This is a genomic window from Brevibacterium sp. LS14 (genome assembly GCF_012027885.1).
GTDB classification, from domain to species: domain Bacteria; phylum Actinomycetota; class Actinomycetes; order Actinomycetales; family Brevibacteriaceae; genus Brevibacterium; species Brevibacterium casei.
In genome coordinates, this window is the sequence record NZ_SJXG01000007.1 from 1 (window position 1) to 21943 (window position 21943).

16 protein-coding genes are annotated in these 21943 nt (G+C 69.0%); 7 read left to right on the top strand and 9 right to left on the bottom strand.

The annotated features are described in order from the left end of the window. Positions 1 to 67: 67 nt before the first annotated feature. Together EZE58_RS00030 and EZE58_RS00035 are read right to left on the bottom strand one after the other, a co-directional pair. Positions 68 to 1951, bottom strand: coding sequence for an ABC transporter ATP-binding protein (locus tag EZE58_RS00030; protein ID WP_167559542.1), 1884 nt, complete (start codon positions 1949 to 1951; stop codon positions 68 to 70). Beyond that, positions 1948 to 3798, bottom strand: coding sequence for an ABC transporter ATP-binding protein (locus EZE58_RS00035; protein ID WP_167559544.1), 1851 nt, complete (start codon positions 3796 to 3798; stop codon positions 1948 to 1950). Before EZE58_RS00035 ends, EZE58_RS00030 begins: the two co-directional genes overlap by 4 nt. Positions 3799 to 4169: 371 nt before the next feature. On the opposite strand from EZE58_RS00035, the gene EZE58_RS00040 reads away from it, so the two are divergent. The 3 genes from EZE58_RS00040 to ilvC all read left to right on the top strand — a co-directional run bounded on the left by EZE58_RS00040 (position 4170) and on the right by ilvC (position 7805). Beyond that, a complete protein-coding gene (locus tag EZE58_RS00040) occupies positions 4170 to 6107 on the top strand; it encodes an acetolactate synthase large subunit (RefSeq protein ID WP_063249085.1) in 1938 nt (645 codons plus the stop codon). After that, positions 6104 to 6616: an acetolactate synthase small subunit gene (ilvN, locus tag EZE58_RS00045; protein WP_009378155.1), complete on the top strand. Its 513-nt coding sequence runs from the start codon at positions 6104 to 6106 to the stop codon at positions 6614 to 6616. The genes EZE58_RS00040 and ilvN overlap by 4 nt, the downstream gene beginning before the upstream one ends. A 160-nt stretch (positions 6617 to 6776) precedes the next feature. After that, complete coding sequence (gene ilvC / locus EZE58_RS00050; protein ID WP_063249084.1) at positions 6777 to 7805, top strand: ketol-acid reductoisomerase; 1029 nt, start codon at positions 6777 to 6779, stop codon at positions 7803 to 7805. Between the two features lie 149 nt (positions 7806 to 7954). Here ilvC and EZE58_RS00055 read toward each other — a convergent pair whose 3' ends face one another. The 4 genes from EZE58_RS00055 to EZE58_RS00070 all read right to left on the bottom strand — a co-directional run bounded on the left by EZE58_RS00055 (position 7955) and on the right by EZE58_RS00070 (position 13532). Further along, the gene (locus tag EZE58_RS00055; protein WP_167559546.1) at positions 7955 to 9745 is read right to left on the bottom strand and encodes an ABC transporter ATP-binding protein; all 1791 of its coding nucleotides are present in this window, start codon (positions 9743 to 9745) and stop codon (positions 7955 to 7957) included. Position 9746: 1 nt separating this feature from the next. Further along, positions 9747 to 11417, bottom strand: coding sequence for an ABC transporter substrate-binding protein (locus tag EZE58_RS00060; protein ID WP_167559548.1), 1671 nt, complete (start codon positions 11415 to 11417; stop codon positions 9747 to 9749). A 166-nt stretch (positions 11418 to 11583) separates the two neighbouring features. Continuing rightward, a complete protein-coding gene (locus EZE58_RS17275) occupies positions 11584 to 12579 on the bottom strand; it encodes an ABC transporter permease (protein ID WP_101624804.1) in 996 nt (331 codons plus the stop codon). Further along, positions 12576 to 13532, bottom strand: coding sequence for an ABC transporter permease (locus tag EZE58_RS00070; RefSeq protein WP_009378165.1), 957 nt, complete (start codon positions 13530 to 13532; stop codon positions 12576 to 12578). The genes EZE58_RS17275 and EZE58_RS00070 overlap by 4 nt, the downstream gene beginning before the upstream one ends. A gap of 243 nt (positions 13533 to 13775) precedes the next feature. Here EZE58_RS00070 and EZE58_RS00075 point away from each other — a divergent pair, with 243 nt between their 5' ends. Beyond that, positions 13776 to 15068, top strand: a complete 1293-nt coding sequence (locus EZE58_RS00075; protein ID WP_063249080.1) for a GNAT family N-acetyltransferase — start codon at positions 13776 to 13778, stop codon at positions 15066 to 15068. Between the two features lie 86 nt (positions 15069 to 15154). Next, entirely contained in the window at positions 15155 to 16747 is a 1593-nt protein-coding gene (gene serA / locus EZE58_RS00080) for a phosphoglycerate dehydrogenase (protein ID WP_063249079.1), read from the top strand. An 80-nt stretch (positions 16748 to 16827) separates the two neighbouring features. Here the strand turns inward: serA and EZE58_RS00085 are convergent, their stop codons facing one another. From EZE58_RS00085 to EZE58_RS00095, 3 genes are all read right to left on the bottom strand, one after another. After that, positions 16828 to 17499, bottom strand: a complete 672-nt coding sequence (locus EZE58_RS00085) for a LysE family translocator (protein ID WP_009378171.1) — start codon at positions 17497 to 17499, stop codon at positions 16828 to 16830. Positions 17500 to 17848: 349 nt separating this feature from the next. Beyond that, positions 17849 to 18367 carry a phosphatase PAP2 family protein gene (locus EZE58_RS00090; protein WP_009378172.1) on the bottom strand — a complete coding sequence of 173 codons (519 nt, stop codon included), beginning with the start codon at positions 18365 to 18367 and terminating at the stop codon, positions 17849 to 17851. Between the two features lie 179 nt (positions 18368 to 18546). After that, positions 18547 to 19398, bottom strand: a complete 852-nt coding sequence (locus EZE58_RS00095; RefSeq protein WP_009378173.1) for a CoA ester lyase — start codon at positions 19396 to 19398, stop codon at positions 18547 to 18549. A gap of 215 nt (positions 19399 to 19613) precedes the next feature. On the opposite strand from EZE58_RS00095, the gene EZE58_RS00100 reads away from it, so the two are divergent. Both EZE58_RS00100 and EZE58_RS00105 read left to right on the top strand, forming a co-directional pair. After that, entirely contained in the window at positions 19614 to 20651 is a 1038-nt protein-coding gene (locus EZE58_RS00100; protein ID WP_063249076.1) for a 3-isopropylmalate dehydrogenase, read from the top strand. Between the two features lie 108 nt (positions 20652 to 20759). Then, on the top strand, positions 20760 to 21851 hold the full coding sequence (locus EZE58_RS00105; protein WP_009378182.1) for a branched-chain amino acid aminotransferase: 1092 nt from the start codon (positions 20760 to 20762) through the stop codon (positions 21849 to 21851). The last annotated feature ends 92 nt before the right edge of the window (positions 21852 to 21943 follow it).

The window sequence follows — 21943 nt, forward strand, 5'->3', positions numbered from 1 at the left end:
CGCGCCGCACCGCGCCGCGCCGGGCCGCACCGCGCCGCGCCGGGCCGCGCCGCGCCGCCGCCGCCCGCTACACGAGCGTGTCGCGCCACGCGCGGTGGAGCGCGGCGAAGCGACCGGTGCCGGCGATGAGCTCGTCAGGCGTGCCGTCCTCGACGATGCGCCCGGCGTCCATGACGAGCACCCGGTCGGCGATCTCGACCGTCGAGAGCCGGTGGGCGATGATGATCGCGGTCCTGCCCTCGAGGACCGTCGCGAGCGCCTTCTGCACGAGCCGCTCGGAGGGGATGTCGAGGTGCGCGGTCGCCTCGTCGAGGACGACGACGTCCGGGTCGGCGAGGAACACTCGGGCGAACGACACGAGCTGCCGCTGCCCCGAGCTCAGCCGACCGCCGCGCTTCTTGACATCCGTGTCATACCCGTCGGGCAGTCGGCGGATGTAGGCGTCGAGGCCGACCGCGGTGGCTGCGGCGACGACCTCGGCGTCCGTGGCCTCGGGATTGCCGATGCGGATGTTGTCGGCGATCGTGCCCGCGAAGAGGAACGACTCCTGCGTGACCATGACGACGCTCGAGCGCAGCTCCGTATCGTCGAGGTCGCGCAGGTCCACCTCGTCGAGGCTGACCGTGCCCTCGCTGGGATCGTAGAACCGGGTGACGAGCTTGACGAGCGTCGACTTGCCCGCCCCCGTCGCTCCGACGAGCGCGACGATCTGCCCCGCCGGGATCGTGAGGTCGAAGCGGGGGAGGACGTCGGGTCCGTCGGCGTAGGCGAAGCGGACGTCGGTGATCTCGATCGACCGTCCCGTCGTCGCCCCCGCACCGTCCCCCGCACCGTCCCCCGCCGAGGCAGTCGCCCCCGCACCGGCCCCCGCCGAGGCGGTCGTCCCCGCGCGCGCCGGCAGGTGCACGGGCGTCTTCGGGGCGGGCACTCCGGGCTCGGTGTCGAGGACGGCGGCGATCTTCTCGAGCGCGGCCGAGGCCGACTGGTAGAGGTTGAAGAACTGGACGAGTTCGTCGAGGGGGCCGTAGAACCGGCGCAGGTAGAGGATGAACGCGGCGAGCACGCCGATCTGCGTCCACCCCTCGATGACGAGCCACGCGCCGACGACGATGATGACCGTCTGCGTGACGTTGCCGATGAGGCGGGTCCACCCGGCGAACCACGCGACCCCGCGCAGCGCATCGGTGTTGGCGTCCCGATAGGCGGAGTCCTGATCGCTCAGCGTCCCCCGCCGATCCGGCTGCCGGCGATAGGCCTGGACGGCGCGGATGCCGCCCATCGTCTCGACGAAGTGGACGATGACCTTCGCGATCGACGTCCGTGTGCGCCGGTAGGCGGCGCGCTGCGTCGAATGCGCGGACTTCGTGATGAAGAACAGCGGCACGAACCCGGCGAAGACGACGATCGCCAGCGGCACGTCGAGGACGACGAGGGTGACGGCGATGAACCCCATCTGGAGCACCGCGAGCGCCGTCTCGAAGAGCGAGTACGAGAGGAACTGCTGCACCGACTCCATGTCCGAGGTCTGCCGGGACACGAGCCGCCCCGAGGTCGAGCGCTCGTGGTAGCCGAGATCGAGGCGCTGGACATGGGTGAACACGCGCTCGCGCAGGGTGAAGACGATCTTCTGGGCTGTGATGCCCACGAGCCTCGTCGCCGTGAACGAGAGCACCGCCGAGCCCACCGCCGCCGCAACGAACAGCGTGATCGCCCTCGTCAGCGGCCCGGGGTCGCCGTCGACGGCCCGCGGGATGCCGGTGTCGAGGGCATCGGCGATGAAGAGGGGACCGATGACGAGCGTGATCGCTGTGGCCACGACGATGACGAGGAGGAACACCGCCATCGGCAGGTGCGGGCGGACGAGCGAGTAGAGCAGGGCCCGCGCCTTCCTCGCGATGTCCGGCGGCAGCGACTCGACCTCGTCGTCCTGAGCCGGCTTCGGCGCACTCATGCGTCCCGTCCTTCCGTGATCGTTCCGCTGGTCCCGGCAGGAGTGCCGTCCGGGGTCGGGCAGTTCCCCGCCGAGGCGGTCGCCCCGGTTCCCCTCGCCGAGGCGCTCGCCTGCATCCCCGCCCCCATGAGCTCCCGGTAGAGCGGGGAGGTCTCGAGGAGCTCCTCGTGGGTGCCGCGGGCCACGATGCGGCCCTCGTCGAGGACGGCGACGACGTCGGCGAGGGCAGCTGTCGAGGGTCGGTGGGCGATGATGAGCGTCGTCGAATCGGGCAGGATCTCGCGCAGGGCGAGCTGCACCCGGTCCTCGGTGTCGACGTCGACGGCCGAGAGCGGATCGTCGAGGACGAGGATCCGCGGCTTGCCGATGACCGCCCGAGCGAGCGCGAGCCGCTGCCGCTGCCCGCCGGACAGCGACAGACCCTGCTCGCCGACCTGTGTGTCGAGGCCCTCGGGCAGGCGGGAGACGAAGTCGGCGGCCGCCGTGATCTCCAGCGCCTGCCACACGGCGTCGTCATCGGCACCGGGGGAGCCCATGACGACGTTGTCCCGGACGCTCGCGGAGAAGAGGATCGGATCCTCGAAGGAGACCGAGACGAGGTGGCGCAGCTCGTTGACCGGCAGGTTCCGGATGTCGATGCCGTCGATGCGCACCGCGCCCCCGGTGACGTCCTGGAGTCGCGGCACGAGGGAGGCGAGCGTCGTCTTGCCCGACCCGGTGGTGCCCACCAGGGCGAGCGTCTGTCCCGGCGCGATGCGCAGGTCGAGTCCGCGCAGGGTGAGCCGGTCGGTGTCGGCGAAGTGGAAGTCGACGTCGTCGAAGTCGAGCTCCCCGCGGAAGCGCCCGACGTCCGGGTCGTCGGCGATCCCACCGTCGGCATCGGTGATGTCGTGGCGGATGTCGACGACCTCCCAGTAGCGCCCGGCGGCCGTGATCGACATGAGGGCGTCGGCGAGGAGGAACCCGAGCATCTCGATGGGCATCCGCAGCACCATCGAGATCGTCACTCCGGCCACGACCGTGCCGATCGTCGTCCATCCCTGCACGACGCCCCACGTGCCCACCCCGACGATCGCGGCCTGGGCGAGCGTGGGAAGGAGGATGACGAGGGCCCAGAACCACGAGTCGAGCTTCGCCTTGCGCACCTCGAGGCTCTGGAACCGGCGCGAGAGCACGGAGAAGCGCTCGGCAGCCCACGGGGAGCGGCCGAAGGACTTGAGGATCCGGATGCCCTGGATCGACTCCTCGACGTCGGTTGTGATCTCACCGACCGTGTCCTGCGATCGGCGTGAGGCCTCACGGTACTTGCGTTCGAAGATCGCCGCGCACACGATCGTCGGCACGGCCATGGCGATCATGATGAGGCCGAAGATCGGCTGGAGCGCTGTGAGCATGATCGTGCCGACGACGAGGACGATCGGGGTCGCGAGCAGGAACGGCAGGCCGAAGGCGAAGAAGCGCCGCAGCTGGGAGAGGTCGGTCGTCGCCCGCGAGAGCAGCTGTCCCGACTCCCACGAGTCGTGGACGGCCACCGAGGTGTACTGGAGGCGGTCGAAGAGCCGGGCCCTCCAGATGATCTCCCAGGCCGAGACTACGGGGGCGACGATCATCCGGCGGGCCCAGATGAGCACCGCCTCGGCGATCCCGATGGCAAGGACTCCGAGCACGGGCAGCCAGAGACCCGGCAGGTCGCCTTCGGTGATCGGACCGTCGATGATGTACCCGGTGATGACGGGGACGATGAGCTGGATGCCGTTCGCGACGAGGGTGAGGACGAGAACGACTGTGTAGATGCCGATCCGGGTTCGCAGATCGGGCCAGAAGCGTAGAAGGGGGCGCACGAACATCAAGCCTAGTCCCGGGGACTGCCCGCGTCTATGGTCTCGCGATGCGGAATCTGGGCCCCCTGAAGTGGGGTTTTGTTCGACCGCGGAAGCTGATGGATTCCCCCGCCGAGGCGGTCGTCGACTCCCGGTCTCATCGCTCGCTCCGCAGGAATCCCGATATGCGAGACGATCATTTCTGCGGTTTGACACCCGCGAGGGGGCAGTGAACCATTGAGGCATGACTCACCTTCTCGTCGTCGTCATTAGCCAGCGCGCGGATCATCCGTAGCCTGTCACCACGACACGTTCCGCGCGCCCCTACCGACACCGGAGGGGCTTTTTTAGTGCGGGGACGGATGCGAGCGGGTCAACCAAGGAAAGGGAACGAAGAGATGGCAGCCACGCCCCCGGCCCAGAAGTCGGCCGCCGGGACTGCGCAGAGCGCAGCGCCGGCGAAGCCGACACCGTCCAGCGTGCGGAGGAGTTCGACGCCCGAGGTCCTCACCGGCGCGCAGGCGATCGTCCGCAGCCTCGAGCGCCTCGGCATCGACACCGTCTTCGGACTTCCCGGCGGCACCATCCTCCCGACCTACGATCCGCTCTTCGAGACCGAGAAGATCCGCCACATCCTCGTCCGCCACGAGCAGGGCGCCGGCCATGCCGCCGAGGGCTACGCGGCGGCCTCGGGCAAGCTGGGCGTGTGCATCGCGACCTCGGGCCCTGGGGCGACGAACCTCATCACCGCGCTCGCCGACGCCCACATGGACTCGGTGCCCGTGCTCGCGATCACCGGTCAGCAGAGTTCGAAGCTGCTCGGCACCGACGCCTTCCAGGAGGCCGACATCGTCGGGATGACGATGCCGGTGACCAAGCACAGCTTCCTCGTCACCCGGCCCGAGGACATTCCATCAGCGATCGTCAACGCCCATCACATCGCGACGACCGGGCGCCCCGGACCGGTCCTCGTCGACATCACGAAGGATGCGCAGACGGGCACGGCCCCGTTCGTCTGGCCCGAGGAGGCCCAGCTGCCGGGCTACCGGCCGATCCTCAAACCGCACGCGAAGCAGATCCGGGAGGCCGCCCGCCTCATCGCCGAGGCGCACCGTCCCGTCTTCTACATCGGCGGCGGCGTCATCCGCTCGGAGGCGGAGAAGGAGCTCCTGCGGCTCGCCGAGGCGACGAACATCCCCGTGGTCACCACCCTCATGGCCCGCGGCGCGTTCCCCGACTCCCATCCGCTCCACCTCGGGATGCCCGGCATGCACGGCAGCGTGCCGGCCGTGACGTCGTTCCAGAAGGCTGACCTCCTCATCGCCATCGGTGCCCGCTTCGATGACCGGGTGACGGGCAACCTCGATTCGTTCGCCCCGAACGCCCAGGTCATCCACGCCGACATCGACCCGGCGGAGATCGGGAAGAACCGCGTGGCCGAGGTCGCCATCGTCGGCGACGCCCGTGAGGTCCTCGCGGAGATCCTCACCGAGCTGCGGAACAAGCACCCGGAGGCGCTCGAGCGCCAGCGGGAGCCGTGGTGGCGCTTCCTCACCCGACTCAAGCGGACCTACCCGCGCGGCTACTCCAAGCACGGCGAGCTCTGCGACCCGCAGTACGTCATCTCCCGGATCTCCGCGCTCACCGGACCCGAGGCGATCTATGCCGCGGGCGTCGGCCAGCACCAGATGTGGGCGGCGCAGTTCGTCGAGTTCGAACGGCCCCGCTCGTGGCTGAACTCGGGCGGGCTCGGCACGATGGGCTACTCGGTGCCCGCGGCGATGGGCGCGAAGGTCGCCGAACCCGACCGCGTGGTCTGGGCCATCGACGGCGACGGCTGCTTCCAGATGACCAATCAGGAGCTCGCGACGTGCGCGCTCGACGGCATTCCGATCAAGGTCGCCATCATCAACAACTCGTCGCTGGGCATGGTGCGCCAGTGGCAGACCCTCTTCTACGACGGCCGCTACTCGAACACCGACCTCAACACCGGGCACGAGACGATCCGGATCCCTGACTTCGTGGGTCTCGCCGAGGCGTACGGCTGCTTCGCGCTGCGCGTGGACAGCAATGACGACGTCGATGCCGCGATCGAGCAGGCGCTGGCGATCAACGACCGGCCCGTCGTCCTCGACTTCACGGTCCCACCCGATGCGATGGTGTGGCCGATGGTCGCCGCCGGGGTCTCGAACGACGAGATCGAGTACGCCCGCGGCATCCGCCCCGACTTCGACGGCGACGGCGACGGACCGATCGAGTCCGTCATCGAAGAGGGCGATTCCGAGGACAACGACACGCTGCGCTCCGTGGCTCAGATCGAAGGAGGCCTGGAATGACGAGCAGGCACACGCTCTCCGTCCTCGTCGAGAACAAGCCCGGTGTGCTCACACGCTTCACCGGACTCATCGCTCGCCGCGGGTTCAACATCCACAGCCTCGCCGTCGGCGTCACCGAACACGACGAGCTCTCTCGGATCACGGTCGTCGTCGACGTCGGCGACGTCCCGCTCGAGCAGGTGACGAAGCAGCTGAACAAGCTCGTCAACGTCATCAAGATCGTCGAGCTCGAACCCGATTCCTCGGTGCGCCGGGCCCACGTCATCTACAAGGTCAAGGCCAACGCTGCCACGCGACCCCAGGTCGCTGCCGCCGTCGAGATGTTCCGCGGCTCGATCGTCGACGTCTCCACGGACTCCGTGTGCGTCGAGGCGACCGGTGAGCTCGGCAAGGTCGAGGCCCTTCGCGACGTCCTCGAGCCCTTCGGGATCAAGGAGATCGTCCAGTCCGGCACCGTCGCGATCGGGCGCGGACCGAAGTCGATCACCGACCGGGCCCTGCGCGGCTGAGCCGGCGACCGACCGGGCCCTGCGCGGCTGAGCCGGTGACCGACCGGCACCGACACCGCGTTCCACGGAGTGGAACGACAGTCGTCTCAACAAGTGAACATTCGTACCGAACTGTGAAACAATGGGGCCATCACCCCGAAACCTCGAAGGAGCTAGAACCATGGCAGAACGCTTTTATGACGACGATGCCGACCTGTCGCTGATCCAGGGCAAGAAGGTCGCCGTCATCGGCTACGGCAGTCAGGGCCACGCTCACGCACTGAGCCTGCGCGACTCCGGAGCAGAAGTGCGCATCGGACTCAAGGAGGGTTCGTCGAGCCGGGACAAGGCCGCCGCCGAAGGGCTTGAGGTCGGCACCCCCGCCGAGGTGGCCGCCTGGGCCGATGTCATCACCATCGCCGCTCCCGACCAGGTGCAGGCTGAGATCTTCGAGAACGAGGTCAAGGACCAGCTCACCCCGGGCAAGGCCCTCGTCTTCATCCACGGCTTCAACATCCGCTACGGCTACATCAAGGCCCCCGAGGGCGTCGACGTCGTCATGATCGCCCCGAAGGGCCCCGGCCACGTCGTCCGCCGTGAGTACGTCGACGGCCGCGGCGTGCCCGTCCTCGTCGCTGTCGAGGTCGACGCGACCGGCCACGCATGGGAGCTCGCGCTCTCCTACGCGAAGGCGATCGGCGGCCTCCGTGCCGGCGGCATCAAGACGACCTTCACCGAGGAGACCGAGACCGACCTCTTCGGCGAGCAGACCGTGCTCTGCGGCGGCGTCTCCCACCTCGTCCAGTACGGCTTCGAGGTCCTCACCGAGGCCGGCTACCAGCCGGAGATCGCCTACTTCGAGGTCCTCCACGAGCTCAAGCTCATCGTCGACCTCATGGTCGAGGGCGGCATCGCCAAGCAGCGCTGGTCGATCTCCGACACCGCCGAGTACGGCGACTACGTCTCCGGTCCCCGGGTCATCACGCCCGAGGTCAAGGAGAACATGGAGAGCGTCCTCGTCGACATCCAGAACGGCACCTTCGCCGAGCGCTTCATGAACGACCAGAAGAACGGCGGCACGGAGTTCAAGGAGCTGCGCGCCAAGGAGGAGAAGCACCCGATCGAGGCCACCGGTCGCGAGCTGCGGAAGATGTTCGCGTGGCTCAAGGACACCGACGACGACTACACCGAGGGCACTGCCGCTCGCTGATCGTCTGCCCGGGTGGACCGGGAGATCGAAGGCGCCGAGGGAATCGCCTCCCTCGGCGCCTTCGTCGTCTCGTCGGCCGTGGGCCCGGTGCGCGCGCTCCACGGGAAGCCCGAGCAACGCGGGCTCGCCTGTGCCGCGAACCGGATCGCCTACGCCGCGAGCCGCGCCGCGCGTCTGGCGGCCTGGACCGCGGGATCGGGCACCGGTGCGGACTCGATGAGCTCCCGGGTGTAGGGCTGCTGCGGGTCGGTGAGCACCTGCCTGCTCGATCCCTCCTCGACGATGCGCCCGTCGCGGAGGACGATGACGCTCGAGGCGAGCTGTTCGACGACGGCGAGGTCGTGGCTGATGAACAGGCACGCGAACTCGCGGACCTCGTGGAGGTCGGCGAGGAGCCGGAGCACTCCGCGCTGGACGGAGACGTCGAGGGCCGAGGTCGGTTCGTCGGCGATGAGCAGTTTCGGGCGCAGCGCGAGCGCGCGGGCGATCGCGACACGCTGCCGCTGGCCGCCGGAGAGCTCGTGCGGGTAGCGCTCGGCGAAGTCGGCCGGCAGCTGGACGTCGGTGAGCAGCTCGCTCACCCGTGCCTCGATCTGCCGGGTTCGCAGGTCGGTGTGGACGCGCAGCGGCTCGGCGATCTGCGAGCCGACCGACCGGCGCGGATTGAGCGAGCCGCGCGGGTCCTGGAAGACGACGCCGACCTCTGCCCGGTGCCGCCGTTGTCGTCGGTTCGGGCGGGTGGTCACGAGTTCGCCGTCGACGAACGCCTCACCTGAGGTCAGCGCCTGCCCGCCGGTGAGGACGCTGGCGATCGTCGACTTGCCCGAGCCCGACTCGCCGACGAGCCCGGTGATCTGCCCTGCGGGAACGACGAGGCTGACGTCGTCGAGGGCGACGACCCGGCGGCCCGAGGAGCGGTGGACGACGGTGGCGTGCTGCAGCTCGGCTGCGGGCACTGGGCCGGTCGCGGACCCGGCGGCTGCGCGGGACTCGACGCCCGCGCGGGGCCCGACGTCCGCGCGGGACCCGGCATCCGTCCGGGACCCGGCAGCCGCCTCGGCGGGGGAGTCGTCCCTCCGCGCGACGACCGCGGAGAGCCGCGGCACGGCGGCGAGCAGCTCCCGGGTGTAGGCCGAGGTCGGGTCGGAGAAGATCTGGGCGACCGGACCCGTCTCGACGATGCGGCCGTCCTTCATCACGGCCACCCGGTCGGCGATGTCGGCGACGACGCCCATGTCGTGGGTGATGAGGAGGACGGCCTGGCCGGCCTGCGCCTGGGCGAGGAGGAGGTCGAGGATGCCCGTCTGCACGGTGACGTCGAGGGCCGTGGTCGGCTCGTCGGCGATGAGGACCTGCGGTGAGTTGATCGTCGCGAGCGCGATCATCGCCCGCTGCAGCTGGCCGCCGGAGAGCTCGTGCGGGAAGGCCCGGGCGACCTGCTCGGGGTCGCGCAGGCCGACGGTGCGCAGCTGCCGGACCACCCGCTCTCCGAGGTCCGGCCCGGGACGGCGGGTATGGGCACGGACCGCCTCGGCGATCTGATGGCCGACCCGGAACATCGGGTTGAACGCGCTCATCGGCTCCTGGAAGACGACCCCGACCCGCTCCCCGCGGATCGCCCGCAGCCGTTCCTGGTCGAGGCCGACGAGGTCGACCCCATCAGCCGCCGGGGCGGGGGCCGATTCCGCCGAGTCGGGGGCCGGTCCCGCCGGGGCGGGGGTGCCCTCCTCGGCGCACAGGAGCACCGACCCGGACTCGCTCGCCCCCGGCACGAGGCCGAGGGGAGCGAGTGCGGTGACGGACTTGCCCGACCCGGATTCGCCGACGAGGGCGAGGATCGAGCCCGGGACGAGGTCGAAGGACACGTCCCGGGTGACCTGGCGGGAGCCGAAGGAGACCGAGTAGTCCCGGTAGCGCAGCGCGGGATGCGGACTCGTCATCTCAGCCCTTGAGGGAGGCCTTGAAGTACACGGGGTAGGCCGGGAACTCCCCGATGACGAAGTTCTCGACGTTCGACCCGTGGAGGAAGGAGTTCTTGTTGTACGTCAGCGGCACGACGGGCGCGTCCTCCATGATCCGGCGGTCGGCTTCGGCCCACACCTTCTGCGCCTCGGTCGGATCGACGGTCTCGGTCGCCTTCCTGATGAGCGCGTCGACTTCCTTGTTCGAGTAGCGGGAGAGGTTGTAGTTGCCGTTGCCGATCTGCGAGGAGTCGAAGAGCGGCTGGATGTTGCCGTTGGCGGAGGGGAAGTCCGGCTGCCACGACCCGAGCACGAGGTCGTAGTCGGCGTCGTTGGCCGTGGCATCGGCGGAGTACGTGTTCGCGTCGACGGACTTGATCTCGACGGTGATGCCCGCTCTGCTGAGAGCCTGCTGGATCGCCTCGGCCTGCGCGACGAAGGTCGCGGAGTTCTGCGTGAGCAGGGTGAGCGTGCCGAGGTCGGCGCCGGCCCCGGCGAGCAGGGACTTCGCCTTCTCGACGTCGCCGCCGGGCTCGGCCGGGTAGAGGTCGTACTCCTCGCGTCCGGGAATGCCCGGCGTGATGAGCGTCGTCGCATAGTCACCGGAGATCTCCCCGCCGCCGGCGATGCGGAACGTGTTCTTGTCCACGGCGTAGTTGATCGCCTGGCGGACCTTGACGTCGTCGAGGCCGGGGCGCTCGGTGTTCATTGCGAGGTAGGCGAGTGCGCCGGGTCCGGAGGTGACAAGCCGGGACTTCGCGTTCGGATCGTTCTGGACCTGCGCGAGCTGGGAGGCGGGCACGAAGCTCGCGGAGAACCCGTTCTTCGCATCCCCGGAGTCGGAGATGAGCGCCTGGGAGGTCACCGAGGCGTCCTGGCCGAGCTTGAAGACGACCGAGTCGGGTCCGGCCGTGCGCACCGGGTCGGTGTCCTGTTGCCACTGGTCGTTGCGGGTGAGCACCGCTTCGGCACCGGACTGGTTCGACTCGACCTTGTAGGGACCCGAGGCGATGGGGTCGATGCCGTACCGGCTCGGGTCGTCCTCGCCCTCGGGCACGGGGGAGAAGGCCGGCATCGAGACGATCCAGGGGAAGTCGCCGAAGGAGGAGTTGAGGCGGAAGACGATGGTCTTCTCATCCGGGGTCTCGATCGAGGCGAGGTCCTCGCCCTTGAACGGGCCCTGGTATTCGGCGCCGCCCTCGAGCAGACCCTTGTGGTAGCTCAGGCCGCCGGAGAGCTCGGTGGAGAAGGAGCGTTCGATGCCGTACTTGATGTCCTGCGTCGTGATCGGCTGGCCGTTCTCGTACTTGAGTCCGTCCTTGAGGGTGAACGTCCACGTCTTCCCGTCGTCGCTGACCGTGCCGGTGTCGGTGGCGAGGTCCGGGACGACCTTGCCGGGCTTGTCGGGCTGGATGTCCCACGTCGTCAGCCGACGGTGGACGAGCGAGAGCGAGGTGATCGCGAGTCCCTGGCTCTTGCCGGGGTCGAAGTCGATGTCGGGAGCGTCGGTGAAGATGTTGAGCGTCCCGCCCCTCTGCGTCTCACCGAGGGTGTCGCCCCGCGAGTCGTCGTTGAGGCCGGGGTTGGCGTTGCAGCCGGTGAGCACGAGGCCGAGGGCGAGGGTGGCGGCGGCGAGGCCGATGCGCTTCATGATGGTCCTTTGCGTGGAGTGGGTGGAGTGGAGTCGAGTGTCTGAGTGGCTTTGGTCTGGGTGCCTGGGGTCTGGGCGTACGGGGCCCGCAGGCGCCGACATCGCTGCCGCCGACATCGGCGCCGGTGCTGTGTCAGTCGGTGCGGCGGGAGCCGGGAGGGCAGGGTCATCGGGCGGCTCCGATCCGCGGGTCGAGGACGGAGTAGCTGAGGTCGGCGATGAGGTTGGCGATGATGACGACGGCGGCGGCGAAGAGGGTGACGCCGACGATGACCTGGATGTCGAGGCTGGCGACCGATTCGAGGAGCAGGGTGCCGACCCCGCCGAGCGCGAAGACCTTCTCCGTGATCACCGCCCCGCCGAGCAGGCCGCCGATGTCGATGGCGAACAGCGTCGTCAGGGGCACGACGAGGTTGCGCAGGCCGTGCTTGCCGACGACGACGGTCTCGCTCAGCCCCTTCGCCCGCGCTGTGCGGATGTAGTCCTGGCTGAGCACGTCGAGCATCTGCCCGCGCGTGAGCCTCGCGTAGATCGCGCCATTGGCGATCGCGAGCACGACCCAGGGCAGGATGAGATGGAACGCCCACAGCGCGGGGTTCTCCGTCAGCGGGACATACCCGCCGATGGGCAGGACGTTGAGGACGAAGCCGAAGAGGAGCACGCCGAGGAGGCCGAGCAGATACGTGGGTGCCGAGATCCCCGTGATCGCCGCCCCCATCACCGCGGAGTCGGTGAACGTGCCCCGCTTGAGTGCGGCGAGCAGCCCCGCGGCGATGCCGCCGATCGCCCAGAGCACCGCGGCGCCGAGGGTGAGCGAGAGCGTCACCGGCAGACGATCGAGGATGAGGGCGGTGACCGAGTCGCGCAGGCGGAATGAATACCCGAAGCACGGGGCATTGCAGTGGATGGCCGTCGTGCCTTCGCCGAAGGTGCGTCCGCCGATGATGCCGGCGAGGAAGTCGACGAGCTGCTTCCACCACGCCTGGTCGACGCCGAGGTAGCGCTCCACCTCGGCGAGGCGCTCGGGGGAGCAGGGCTTGCCGCACGAGAGCTGGGCCGGGTTGGTGGGCATGAGGTAGAAGATCGCGAAGCACGCGGCCGCGATGAGGAGGAGGACGACGAGTGCGCCGAGGATCCGGGAGACGATGAATCGGAGCCTCACGGCTGACCTCCTGCGCTCATCGGGTCGGCCTTCGCCGTCTCCCCGCCCCGCTCCTCGGCGGGGTCGAGGGCGTCGCGGAGACCGTCGCCGAACATGTTGAAGCCGAGCGTGACGAGGAAGAGCGCCATGCCGGGGAAGATGAGGTACATCGGGTCGACCTGGACCCACGAGATGGCATCGGAGATCGAGCGCCCCCACGACGGGGTGGGCGGGTTGACGCCGACCCCGAGGAAGGACAGGGCCGCCTCGGCGCCGATCTTGCCGGGTATCGAGACGGTCGTGAAGACGATGACGGTGGCCGCGATGTTCGGCACGATCTCGCGGACGATGATGCGGGCCGATCCCGTGCCCTGTGCGGCGGCGGCACGGACGAAGCCGCGTTCGCGCAGGGACAGGGTCTCGCTGCGGACGACGCGGGCGACCTGCGGCCATCCGAAGAGGCCGATGACGAGGATGAGGAGGAGCGGGCGCGGGAAGCTCGCGGGCACGGTGGCGGAGAGCGCGATCGCGAAGATGAGGAACGGGAAGCCGAAGACGATGTCGGTCAGGCGCGAGAGGAGACGGTCGGCGATTCCGCCGAAGAAGCCGGCGATGAGCCCGATCGCGACCCCGACGGCCACGGACACGACCGTCGCGGCGAGCCCGATGAGGAGGGAGACCTGGGCGCCGTAGGTGACGATCGCGAAGAGGTCCCGGCCCGTGCGCGGTTCGACCCCGAACCAGTGCCCCGCACTCATCCCGCCCAACGGCCCCGCCGGTGCCGTGTCCGGACCGAGGAGATCGGGGTTGTACGCGTACGGGCTGTTGCCGGTCAGCCACGAGAAGACCGGGGCAAGGACGGCGAGGAGGACGAAGAGGACGACGAGTCCGAGGCCGATCATCGCGGGGCGTGACCGGCGCAGACGCGACCAGACGGTGTCTGAGCGACGGCGGCTGCGCGTCGGAGTGGGCATCGGGGTCCTTCGATTCGTGGTCGGCTGGGCCAATCGCGTCCGGGATCGCCGAACTGCTCAACAATTATGCGCCTGATCGTCGCCTGTGCAAAGTCGTGAAGTTCCGTGACAGCCGCCGCCGGTGACCGCGGGTGACGGCAGGTGAGTCGGGGCGTGGCCGCGCGCTGCCGAGGGCCAGGTCACAGAGCCGGTGTTAGAGTCGCAGGGAGGACCACCCGGCCCATCCTCGAGGAAGGCGACATTGTGACGAACTACCGCTTCGAGAGCTTCACCCCCGCCTTCGACGAGTCGACGGGAGAGCCGGATGAGAGGACGAAGGGCTACTTCGCCTCGACGAGCGTCGGCTTCCACGACTCCCGGTCGACCGATGAGGCGCTGAAGAAGCGCGTCCAGCGCGCGATCGACGACGACCGTCGGCTCACCGCCGTCTATGCCGAGAGCGAATACGAGTACGCGCTCGACTCCGGCATCCCCGTGGCGACCTTCGCGTGGTTCGAGAAGCTCGTCAACGTCGGCGGCGGCCGGCTCGTGCCCGCCCACCTCATCACGTGGGTGACCGTGCGCCCGACGCATCGGCGGCGCGGACTGCTCCGGTCGATGATGACGACCGACCTCGCCGAGGCGAAGGCCGCCGGCTACCCGTTCGCCGCACTCACCGCGACCGAGGGCGGCATCTACTCCCGCTACGGCTTCGGGGTGGCGACGTGGTCGCACGCGATCGAGGTCGACACCTCGCCGGGCTTCCAGATGATCCGCGAACCCGACCGGCGGGTCGAGATGTGCCTGCCGAGCGTCCTGCGCGAACTCGCCCCGAAGATCTACGGCGAGTTCATGCGCACCTCACCGGGTGCGATGGAGAGGCAGCAGACCTACATCGAGCGGGCCACGGGGGATCTCAACACCGAGACGGGGGAGGCCGACCGCGGGGTCCGTGCTGCGCTCCACTTCGGTGAGGACGGGCAGCCAGACGGCTACGTGTCCTACAAATTCGCGGGCTGGTCGGTCAAGCCGCCGACGATCGAGCTCATCGACTTCGTCGCCGCCACCGATGCCGCCTACGCCTCGCTGTGGTCGTTCCTCGCCGCGATCGATCTCTCGAGCCGGGTGACCTTCGGCGAATCGGCCGAGGACTCACCGCTGCCGTGGCTGCTCACCGACTCCCGCCGGGTGCGGACGACGTCGACCGAGGACAACATCTGGATCCGGATCCTCGACGTCAAGGCCGCCCTCGAGGCCCGCCCCTGGTACGTCGCGGGCACCCTCGTGCTCGAGATCGACGACCCGCAGGAGCTCACCGGCGGCAAGTTCCGCATCACCTCCGATGGGGAGAACGCCGTCGTCGAGACCGCCTCCGAGTCGACCCCTGCCGATCTCAGCCTCGGCATCGCCGAGCTCGGTTCGCTCTACTTCGGCGGTGCCGACCCCGTCATCCTCGTCCGTGCCGGACGCATCGAGGAGAACGTCCCCGGTGCCGCCGTGCAGGCGAGTGCGATGTTCAGCCTCGGGCGGATGCCGTACTCGCCGAACGGGTTCTGAGGACTTTCCCAGAATCTGAGATCTCGTGAACGCTTTCCCGGACTCACCTAGGATGGGCCCGTCCCGGAACCCTAAGGAGTCTGTTCGTGCCCAAGCCCATCGTGCTCATCGCCGAAAACCTGTCACCGGCCACCATCGACGCGCTCGGGGGTGACTTCGAGATCCGTCACACGGACGGCGCCGACCGCTCCCAGCTCCTGGACTCCATCGTCGATGCCGACGCGATCCTCGTCCGCTCGGCCACGCAGGTCGACGCCGAGGCGATCGCGGCGGCGAAGAGGCTCAAGGTCATCGCCCGCGCCGGGGTCGGACTCGACAATGTCGACGTCCCGGCCGCCACCTCGGCGGGTGTCATGGTCGTCAACGCCCCCACCTCGAACATCATCTCCGCCGCCGAGCTGACGATGGCCCACATCCTCGCCTCGGCGCGGTACTTCGGTGCGGGCAACACCTCGCTCAAGGCGGGGGAGTGGAAGCGCTCGACGTTCACCGGCGTCGAACTCTACGAGAAGACGCTCGGCATCGTCGGCCTCGGGCGCATCGGCGGGCTCGTCGCCGAGCGCGCGAAGGCCTTCGGCATGCGCCTCGTCGGCTACGACCCCTACATCACGCAGGCCCGCGCCGCCCAGATGGGCGTCGAGGTCGTCGACCTGCCCGGGCTCCTCGCCGTCTCCGACTTCGTCACCGTCCACATGCCCAAGACCCCGGAGACCATCGGGATGATCGGGGCCGAGCAGTTCGCCCAGGCCAAGCCCGGTGCCCGCTTCGTCAACGTCGCCCGCGGCGGCATCATCGATGAGGACGCCCTCGCCGAGGCGGTCGCCGCCGGGACCGTCGGAGGCGCCGGCATCGACGTGTGGAACGTCGAACCCCCCGAGCACTCGGCGCTCATGGAGCTCGACGCCGTCAACGTCACCCCGCACCTCGGCGCCTCGACGGCCGAGGCCCAGGAGAAGGCCGGGGTCGCGGTCGCGAAGTCCGTGCGCAAGGCGCTCGCCGGTGAGCTCGTCCCCGACGCCGTCAACGTCGCCGGCGGTGCGATCCACGAGGACGTCCGTCCCGGCATCCCGCTCGCCGAGCGGCTCGGACGCGTCGTCAACGCCCTCGCCGAGTCCTCGGTCACTCACTTCAAGGTCGAGGTCAACGGGGAGATCGCGGACAAGGACGTCTCCGTCCTCAAGCTCTCCGCGCTCAAGGGTCTGTTCAAGGACGTCGTGTCCGACCAGGTCTCCTACGTCAACGCCCCGCTGCTCGCCGAGGAGCGCGGGATCGGCGTCGAACTCGTCACCGACCCCTACTGCGAGTCCTTCCGCAACGTCACCCGCCTGACGGCGACGACCGGGGACGGTCAGCGGATCACGGTCGCCGGCACCGTGACCGGGCCGAAGCTCGTCCAGAAGCTCACCGAGGTCGACGGCTACGACCTCGAGATCGAGCTCACCGACAACCTCCTCATCTTCCGCTACGAGGACCGCCCCGGCATCATCGGCCAGCTCGGCCTCGCTCTCGGAGCCAACGAGATCAACATCGCGGGCATGCAGGTCTCACCCTCGGCCGAGGGCAGCGAGGCGCTCTCCGTCATGGCCGTCGACACGGCCGTGCCCGAAGAGGTCGTGCGCGCCGTGGCCGGGGCCGTCAATGCCTCGGCGTTCTCCGCGGTCTCCCTCGAGGAGGACTGAGGGCGAGCCGCCACTGGCCCCGGATTCGCCTGTTCCGAGTCCGAGGCGGTCCCGTCACGCGGTTCGCGAAGAGGTGATGGTCACCGGCGAAAGTAGTCAGACGCTGCGAGTCCACCGCCGAGTGCAATGAAAGCACCACCGGAGGCTTGATCGAGGCGGCGCAGTGTCCGCTGTTTGACGCCTCGCATGGCCAGCAAGCGACCCGACGCCGCCCAAATCAGCGCTGTGACCGCTTCGCACGCGATGTAAAGGGCCCCGAGCAACGCGAGTTGGGCGCTTCCGGGGGCAGCGTTGCTTGCCGTGTTGACAAACGGTGGAAGGAACGCGGTGAAGAGCAGTAGGGCCTTCGGGTTGGCCGCGGCCGTGACGAACTCCTGCATCGCCAGTCTCACCGAATGCGACGCATCGTCCTGGTGGTCCTCGACTTCGCCGCAGACTGTCTCATCGTCGTGAGAGCGGCGCCTGCGAGTCGACCAGAGGATCCAGACTCCTAGGCACACCATGAAGGTTGCGCCGACGATCCGGAGGGTCTCGAAGAGTAGCTGCGAGCTTTGGAGGACAACCCCGAGACCTGCGACGACGAGTCCCAGCATGATGGTGAAAGCGAGGAACCGACCAGTCAGAGCCAGGGCTGCGGGACGGAATCCGCTGCGCAGTCCATTACGGAAAGCGAGCAGATTGTTCGCCCCCGGGGAGGCGGCCACCGCGGCCGCAGCCGGGATGAACAACGCCATCTGCGCCCACGTCAGCACAATCTCATTCTACGACCGGCTCGACCGCGTTCGCCGGACCTGGTGCCCGAGTGACCCCGGAGTCTCAGCCTGCGTCGATGATCGCCGCGGCCCTGGCTTCGGGGTTGCCGGCTGCCGCGTCACTCCTTTACCCGGGTCAACCTCGACCGGGCGATCGCGTGGGGAGATCTCCGGCGGGGTCGATCCCGGCTGGCTCGCCGATCTGCTCACCGGCCCGCTCCTCATGCGCGTCGTCTTCCCCAGCATGCCGCCGGTCGGCAACCGCCTGGTCGGGAAGACGGTCAGTGCCGCCCTCGAAGTTTTGGGTTATCAGGAGCCACGCGCACCCGCATGACCCGAGGGTCGGGCGTCAGCGGGCGAGCAGCGGTGAGCGGGTGCGCAGGGCCACCCAGATCCAGAACGCGTCGGCGAGCAGCGCCGCCGAGAGGCCGAGCAGGGCACCGGCGATCGTGTCGGTGAGCCAGTGGACCTGGAGTGCTGTGCGCGACCACATCATCGCGAGGATCCAGACGGGGACGAGGACCATCGACCAGTGGAAACGCAGTCGGGTCGAGTCCGGGCCCCGGCCGGAACGTGCATGGGCGATGATGAGGGCGAGACTGAGCGCCAGGGCGGCAGCACCCATCGAATGCCCGGACGGGTAGGAGAAGCCGAGGGAGTTGTAGAGCTGATCGCCGGGGCGCAGCCGTTCGACGACCGCCTTGATGGCCTCGGACAGTCCGACGCCGAGCAGCATCGTCGTGACGATGACAGCGGCTGCGCGCAGTCGGCGCAGCAGGACGAGGATCCCAGCGGCCACGCCAGTGCAGACGACGGCGCCCGTCGCCCCTCCCACCTCGGCGAGGGTGACGCAGATCCAGTACGGCACGGAGTCGACGGGGACCTTGACGAGCTGCGCCCACCACGTGTCGAGAACGGTCGGCCCGACGATGCTCAGCCGCAGCCAGAGCCCGAAGGCGAGGACCGCGAAGAGCGCGGGAACCGTCGCCCACAGAGCCCAGCGGGGGATGCGGACGATGGGGTGGACGGAGTCTGCGGGCGGACGGATCAGGCGTTCCAGAGACCGTAGGTGTCCGCGAGCGAGGCGATCTTCTTCGCGCGGGCGAGACGGGGCAGGTAGGAGCCGTCGGTGATCTCGGATCCGCCCTCGGCCGCCGCGAGCATCTGCCGGGCCCACGCGCGCTCGTCCTCGCTCGGGCTCATCGCCTCATTGAGGGCGTTGACCTGATCGAGAGCGAGCACGAGCTTGCCGGTCATGCCCATCTGGTGGGTGACGTCGGCGTCCGCGCGCACCTGCTCGTCGCTCGCATCAGCGGCCGAGGGGCCGTCGATGGCACCGGGCAGCCCGCCCATGCGCGAAGCGATGGTCAGGCGCGAACGGGCGTAGGCGAGCGCCATGGGATCGCCGGAGAAGCCGGTGTCCTTGCGGAAGTCGTTCGTGCCGAAGGCGAGGCGGAAGGTGCCGGGTGCCTCGGCGATCTTCGTCGCGTTCTCGACTCCGCGGGCGGATTCGAGGAGGGCGATGACGGGCAGGCCGGCCTTCGCGCGCATCGCGGTGTAGGAGACCTGTTCGGGGCGTTCGGTCTCCGGGAGCATGACTCCGCGCAGACCCGGCAGGGTGGCGACGGCGGCGAGGTCGTCGTCCCAGAACTCCGACTCCATCTTGTTGATGCGCACCCACGCCGACATCCCCGACTCGAGCGCGCGGACGACGTTGTCGCGGGCATCGAGCTTCTTGTCCTCGGCCACGGAGGCCTCGAGGTCGAAGATCACCGAGTCGGCCTCCGAGGCCTGCGCCGGAGCGAAGATCTCCTCCTTCGCCGCGTTGACGAGCAGCCACGAGCGGGAGAGCTTGGCGGGGAGGGAGGCGGCGCGGCGGTTGCGGATCGTTTCAGTCAAGGATCGACTTTCTCTCGGGACTCGGTGGTTCTGCCAGTTCCATCTTCGTGCCTTGCAGGGTGGAATTGTAGCCGTATGCGAAGATTGGGACGTGAAATTGTCCACGTCAGCGGTCTGGCGAGGCTGACACCCGGCTGGAGACGAGCCCACTTGCCGCCTCGTCCGCATGATGGGACACGGTAGTTGCATCATGAGATGCGCCTTAGGGTGGCGGCATGAAGTTCTCAATTGCGGTCATGCCCGGCGACGGAATCGGCACCGAGGTCGTCCCCGAAGGGCTCAAGGTCCTCCAGCGTGCGATCGAGGTCTCGGGCGAACCGGTCGAACTCGAGCTCACCGACTACGAGGTCGGCGCGAAGCGCTGGCATGCCACAGGCGAGACGCTCACCGACGAGGACCTCGAATCCCTGCGGGGCCACGACGCGATCTTCTTCGGCGCATGCGGCGACCCCAGCGTCCCCTCCGGGGTGCTCGAGCGCGGGGTCATCCTCAAGATGCGCTTCGGCCTCGGCCACGCCGTCAACCTCCGGCCCTCGAAGCTCTACGCCGGCGTCGAGTCGCCCCTGGCCGCGCGCCCCGAGATCGACTTCGTCGTCGTCCGCGAGGGCACGGAGGGCTCGTACACGGGCATGGGCGGCTCGGTCCGCACGGACACCCCGCATGAGGTCGCCACCGAGGTCTCGGTGAACACGTGGTACGGCGTCGAGCGCGCCGTCCGCGACGCCTTCGCGCGCGCACAGTCGCGGCGGAAGAAGCTCACGTACGTCCACAAGCACAACGTCATGGTCCACGCCGGTCACCTGTGGCGACGGGTCGTGGAGAAGGTCGGCGAGGAGTTCCCCGAGGTCGCGGTCAACTACGAGCACACGGACGCGTGCACGATCTACATGGTCACCGACCCGCAGCGCTACGACGTCATCGTCACCGACAACCTCTTCGGCGACATCCTCACCGACCTCGCCGCCGCCGTCACCGGAGGCATCGGGCTGGCCGCCTCGGGCAACCTCAACGTCGAAGGCACGGCCCCGAGTCTCTTCGAGCCGATCCACGGTTCGGCCCCCGACATCGCCGGTCAGCAGATCGCCGACCCGACCGCCTCGATCCTCTCCGGCGCGCTCATGGCCTCCCACCTCGGCCTCGAGACCGTGGCCAAGGCCATCGAGGCGGCCGTCGAGGCCGACCTCGCCGAACGCGACGGGACGCAGCGGACCACCGCCGAGGTGGGCGACGCGATCGCCGCGCGCCTGGGCTGAGGGGCCGGTCGCCTCGGCGGGGATCCCACCCGACCCCCGATGCGAGGATGCCGGACCGATGGACTACCCTGAGACGTGGTAGGCCTCACACACGTCGAAAGAGCTCTGATGACTGAATTCGCCATCCTCAGGAACATCCAGCCGCAGCCCGAGCTGGTGCGCGAGGACATCAAGAAGGATCCCGGGTTCGGGCAGTACTTCACCGACCACATGGCGCACATCCGCTACACGAACGATGACGGATGGCAGGCGCACGAGGTCAAGCCGTACGGTCCGCTCGTGCTCGATCCGGCGGCAGCGGTCTTCCACTACGCGCAGGAGATCTTCGAGGGGCTCAAGGCCTACCGTCACGCTGACGGCTCGGTGTGGACGTTCCGGCCCGACCGCAATGCCGCGCGCATCAACCGCTCGGCCGAGCGCCTCGCGCTGCCGCAGCTGAGCGAAGAGGACTTCATCAACTCGCTCAAGGCGCTCGTCTCGACCGACGAGAAGTGGGTGCCGACGCCGGGCACCGACGCCGACGAATCGAGCCTCTACCTGCGCCCGTTCATGATCGCCTCGGAGCGGTTCCTCGGAGTGCGCGCCAGCCACGAGGTCGACTACTACGTCATCGCTTCGCCTGCCGGACCGTACTTCGCCGGCGGCATCAAGCCCGTGTCGATCTGGCTGTCGAAGAAGCTCAACCGCGCCGGCGCCGGCGGCACCGGCTTCGCCAAGTGCGGCGGCAACTACGCGTCCTCGCTGCTCGCGCAGAAGGAGGCCGCGGAGAAGGGCTGCCAGCAGGTGCTCTTCACCGACGCCGAGGAGCACAAGTACATCGACGAGCTCGGCGGCATGAACCTCATGCTCGTGACCAAGGACGGGCAGCTGCTCACGCCGGCCCTCAGCGACACCATCCTCGACGGGGTGACCCGCCGCTCGCTGCTCGACCTCGCCCCCGAACTCGGCCTCGAGCCGGTCGAACGCCAGCTCACCGTCGACGAATGGCGCGAAGGTGCGGAGAACGGTGACATCGTCGAGGCCTTCGCGTGCGGCACCGCCGCGGTGATCACCCCGATCAGCAAGCTCGTCAGCGACGACTTCACCATCGACCACGGGGACACCCCGGGCGAGAAGACGATGGCCTTGCGCAAGGCACTCCTCGACATCCAGTACGGCCGCGTCGAGGACAAGCACAACTGGCTCGTCCGCCTGGCCTGAGGCGGTGTTGCCGCGCCAGCGGTTTCGCGTGGCCTGTGTGGCGTGGGTGGCCCGTGCGGTCTGAACGGCCTGTGCGGCTTGACGGTGTGCGC